Annotated in this window: 3 protein-coding genes and 2 pseudogenes; 3 read left to right on the top strand and 2 right to left on the bottom strand. The window is 68.1% G+C overall.

Annotated elements, in window-relative coordinates; translation table 11 throughout:
• Positions 1-238: 238 nt before the first annotated feature.
• A pseudogene (locus KZA10_RS09275) lies at positions 239-718 on the bottom strand (SAM-dependent methyltransferase); the annotation flags it as partial.
• Positions 719-808: 90 nt separating this feature from the next.
• On the opposite strand from KZA10_RS09275, the gene KZA10_RS09270 reads away from it, so the two are divergent.
• Positions 809-1,594 (top strand): ATP-binding cassette domain-containing protein, encoded by a 786-nt coding sequence (locus tag KZA10_RS09270; RefSeq protein ID WP_256934646.1) that lies wholly within the window; start codon positions 809-811, stop codon positions 1,592-1,594.
• Positions 1,595-1,750: 156 nt separating this feature from the next.
• Positions 1,751-2,860 carry an aromatic acid exporter family protein gene (locus tag KZA10_RS09265; RefSeq protein WP_218682718.1) on the top strand — a complete coding sequence of 370 codons (1,110 nt, stop codon included), beginning with the start codon at positions 1,751-1,753 and terminating at the stop codon, positions 2,858-2,860.
• Between the two features lie 19 nt (positions 2,861-2,879).
• Here the strand turns inward: KZA10_RS09265 and KZA10_RS09260 are convergent, their stop codons facing one another.
• The gene (locus KZA10_RS09260; RefSeq protein ID WP_055871813.1) at positions 2,880-3,470 is read right to left on the bottom strand and encodes a helix-turn-helix domain-containing protein; all 591 of its coding nucleotides are present in this window, start codon (positions 3,468-3,470) and stop codon (positions 2,880-2,882) included.
• A 74-nt stretch (positions 3,471-3,544) separates the two neighbouring features.
• Between KZA10_RS09260 and KZA10_RS09255 the strand changes: the two are divergent.
• A pseudogene (locus KZA10_RS09255) lies at positions 3,545-3,947 on the top strand (MFS transporter); the annotation flags it as partial.

Genomic DNA, 3,947 nt, shown 5'->3' with positions numbered 1-3,947 from the left:
CAGGCCCCACCGGCCCGACGGTCGCGGATCCCGATCACGCCGGGGTGCTCCTCGGGCCACCAGGCTCCGAGGGAGTCCCACGCCCGCAGCGGGTCTTCATCCCGGACCGCGAGAAGTCGCGCGGAGCCGGCATTCTCGACATCGATCACGACCGTGCACACGGTGACAAGTCTAGGTCGAGGATGCCGACGTCGGCCCACGACGGCGGATGCTGGGGCAGAATCGAGACGTGAACATCCTGCACCTGGGCGAAACGGTGCCCGAGCACCTCGTTCTGGGTGAGGGTCATGTGCTTCACACGACCTCCCGCGATGAGCACGACGTCGGACGCCGCCCAGCGGACCACCGCATCCGTGATCTCCTCGAGTTCCGCGAGTGCCTTCGGCAGCTGCAGCAGCACGACTTTCGCCCCGGCGAGCAGCTCGGCGTCGAGCTCGTGTGCGGTGAAGCCGGCGAGCCCGAGCTCCTCGGCATTGCGGCTCAGGGCTCGACGACCGGTCGCGAGGTCCTGATGCACCCGGATGCCGTGTCGTCCGGCAGCCGTCAGCGCCAGGGTGATCGCGCCGTACTCGTCACCGATCACGACGGTCTCGGAACCCGGGGCATCGAGGGCGAGCGCCCGTTCGACGAGCAGCAGATCGGTCGCGTCATACGCCTGGAGGTTGTCCGCCTCGACGTCGGGCCAGCGGCGCAGGCGGCTGTAGGGGAACTCCGGCACCAGCCCACTGTACGCGGGGGCCGTGAGGATTTCGCATGCGTCGTCTTCGCCCGATTCACAACTTCCTGAATCGGGCGTACGCTCCCGCGCATGACCACCGTCATCGCCACCCAGGACCTCGCCAAGCACTACGGCACCGTGCACGCGCTCGACGGCCTCGACCTCACCGTCGAGCACGGTCAGGTGCACGGCTTCCTGGGGCCGAACGGGGCAGGCAAGTCGACCGCGATCCGCATCCTGCTCGTCTGGTACCCGCTGATGATCCTGGGTGCGGCGGTGGTGATCTCGTTGATCATCTACGCGATGATTCCGGGCGACGGCCCCAAGTACGGCGGCGGCGGCCAGGCACCTCTCTGGTACTTCTTCGCGATCGGCATGTCGGCGATGACTCTCACCTTCCCGTTCTCGCAGGCGATGAGCATCACGCGTCGGGAGTTCTTCTTCGGAACCCTGCTCACAGCCATCCTCGGCAGCACCCTCATGGGCATCCTGTTCCTGATCGGTGGCGGCATCGAAGTGGCCACGAACGGCTACGGCGTGAACGGCTACCTGTTCTACCTGCCGTGGCTCTGGCAGGCCGGTCCGCTCGGCGCCTTCGTGGTCTACTTCACCCTCGCGCTCTTCTTCTTCGTGATCGGATTTACCGGCGCGACGATCTACAAGAGCTGGGGGCAGCTGGTGCTGCTCATCGTGAGCATCGGACTCTCCCTGGTCCTGGTGGGACTCGTCTTCCTGGTGACACGCCTCGAGCTCTGGGGTGACGTCGGAGCGGGGATCATGAACCTCGGCGCGCTCGGCATAGCACTCTGGGGACTCGCGGTCGTCGCGGTGCTCACCGCCGTCTCGTTCCTCGCCTTCCGCAGAGCCATCCCGTAGGAGAACACCTCTCGACGACGCCGGCCGCCCTCTTGGGCGGTCGGCGTCGTCGCGTGCACGCGCTACCGGTACGTCGCCGAGCACGCAACCGGCTCGCCTCCTGCGCACCGGAGCGCCTACGCTCGCGGAACCCCTGCCCCCGACAGAGAGGATGCCGTGACGCAGACCCGCACCCGGCTCCGGGTACGACGAGCGGGCGCCCGACGTGCGCTCCACGACGCCGTCCGTCCTGCCCGGCTGCTGCTCGTGGCCAAGACGACCCTGGCCGTCGGACTGGCCTGGATGATCGCTCCGCACATGCCCGGGGTCACCGACCAGTACCCGTACTACGCGCCCCTCGGGGCCCTGTTGAGCATGTACCCGACGCTGATGGGTTCGGCGAAGTCGAGCCTGCAGACGCTGCTCGGTCTCGCCACGGGAATCGGTCTCGCCACGATCGTGGTGCTGACGGTCGGCCCGACCTGGTGGACGATCCCCCTCGTGGTCGGCGTCGGAGTGCTGCTCTCGGGCACGGGCTGGTTCGGCGTCGGCCGCGAATACGTGCCGATGGCCGCGCTTTTCGTGCTGATCATCGGCGGACAGAATGCCGACGACTATTCGCTCGGCTACCTCACCCAGACGGCGATCGGCATGGTCGTCGGGCTGGTGGTGAACCTGGTGATCGCACCCGAACCACTCACCGTCGCCGCGGCGGGACGGGTGACGGCGTTCCGGGAGCAGTTGGCCGCGCACCTGCACGACATCGGATCCGCGGTCGCGGAGGCATGGCCGCCCGAGCACGCGCAATGGGCCGACGATGCGGCCTCTCTCGGCGACACCTCCTCCGCACTGCGAGCGGCGCTGATGGAGGCGGACGAGAGCCGAAGGGGCAACCCTCGCGCCAGGGGGCATCGCACGCGGATCCAGCATAGCCACGACGAGCTCGCGGCTCTCGATCGCATCGCCCACCTCATCCGCGACATCTCCGACGAGATCGCCGACACGATCTGGGACCGGCCGTCGGCACTGGCGCTCGACCCCGCTCTGCCTGCGCCCCTCTCTGCGGCCTGTCACGCGGTCGCCGATGTGATCGCGCGGGGGGATGCCTCCTCGAGCGACGATCATCGCGCCCGCGGTGAAGCGGCGCGCGCGATCCGACTGCTCCTCGAGACGGTCGACGACCGCACCATCGATGTGCGGCGTTCGATGGGACCCGGTGTGCTCACCGCGATGCACCTGCGTCGCATCCTGATCCTGAGCGGTACGCGCCCTCCGGCCGAGGATTGATCCGACCCGGGCCGCCGCCTCAGATGGTGTCGTCGGCGACGACCAGGTCCATCTGCCAGTAGCGGCCGTCCGGGTCCGCGCTGTCGTGCGCGTCGTCGGCCGCACTCAGGATGTCGTTGATCTTCACCATCACGTCGTCGAACTCTGACTCGGTGAGCCGGATCGTGCGCTGGGTGAAGGCGGCGTGCACCTCCCTCGTGCGTCCGGCGACGTACTCCGGGGTCCAGGCCATCACCCGACGGATCAGATCCTGATGGTCTTCGACGAGCGCGGCGACCACCGCGACGCCGAGGGCCTCATCCGGGACGGGGCTCTCCGGACCGCCGACGTTGAGCGCGCCCTTGTGCCCCGTCCAGACACGATCGCGTCGGTCACGAGCTTTGTCTGGTGCCTCTTCGATGAGCCCGGCATCGGCGAGGGCGCGCAGATGGAAGCTGGCGCTGTTCGCCGGAACGCCGAGCTCGGCGGCGATGTCGGCAGCGCGGAGGAAGTCCCGCCGTGAGAACAGCCGGATCATCTGGCGTCGCAGGGGGTGCGAGTAGGCCTTGAGCATGGCCGAGGTCATCCAGACGGGATCGGTGCTCGTGCTCTTCGCGCTGTCCTCCGTCATGTGCCGATCCTACTCGCACCCACTATTGCGCAATAAGACTTGCGCAATAGTTCTTGCGCATCTACTCTCGTCCCATGACCACCGTCACCGAGCCCCACCGTCTGTGGCGCAACACCCGCTACCTCACCTGGTTGGTGAGCGACACGAGCAAGGGCCTCGCGGCCTCCCTGTTCGGCTTCACCATCCCCCTGCTCGCCCTGATCGTGACGAACGACCCCGCCCAGGCCGGCATCATCGGCGGAGCCGGAATGGTCGCGCGACTGCTCATGACCCTGGCCGGCGGCGTGCTGGCCGACCGTCATCGCCGCATCGCGCTGATGCTCCTCGGCTCGCTCATCGGCATCGTGCTCGCCGGCGGCTTCACCCTCCTCGCCCTCGGCGACGCGATGACGTTCGGATCACTGCTCGTGATCGACGTGCTGCTCGCCGCGCGCAGCGGACTCTTCGACGTCGCCGGTGAGAGCGCGATCAAGGAGA

Source organism: Microbacterium sp. BF1 (assembly GCF_019279095.1).
In the GTDB taxonomy this organism is placed as follows: Bacteria; Actinomycetota; Actinomycetes; order Actinomycetales; family Microbacteriaceae; genus Microbacterium; species Microbacterium maritypicum.
The sequence above is the reverse complement of the archived record's forward strand: the minus strand, read 5'-3'. Positions and strand labels throughout refer to the sequence as shown.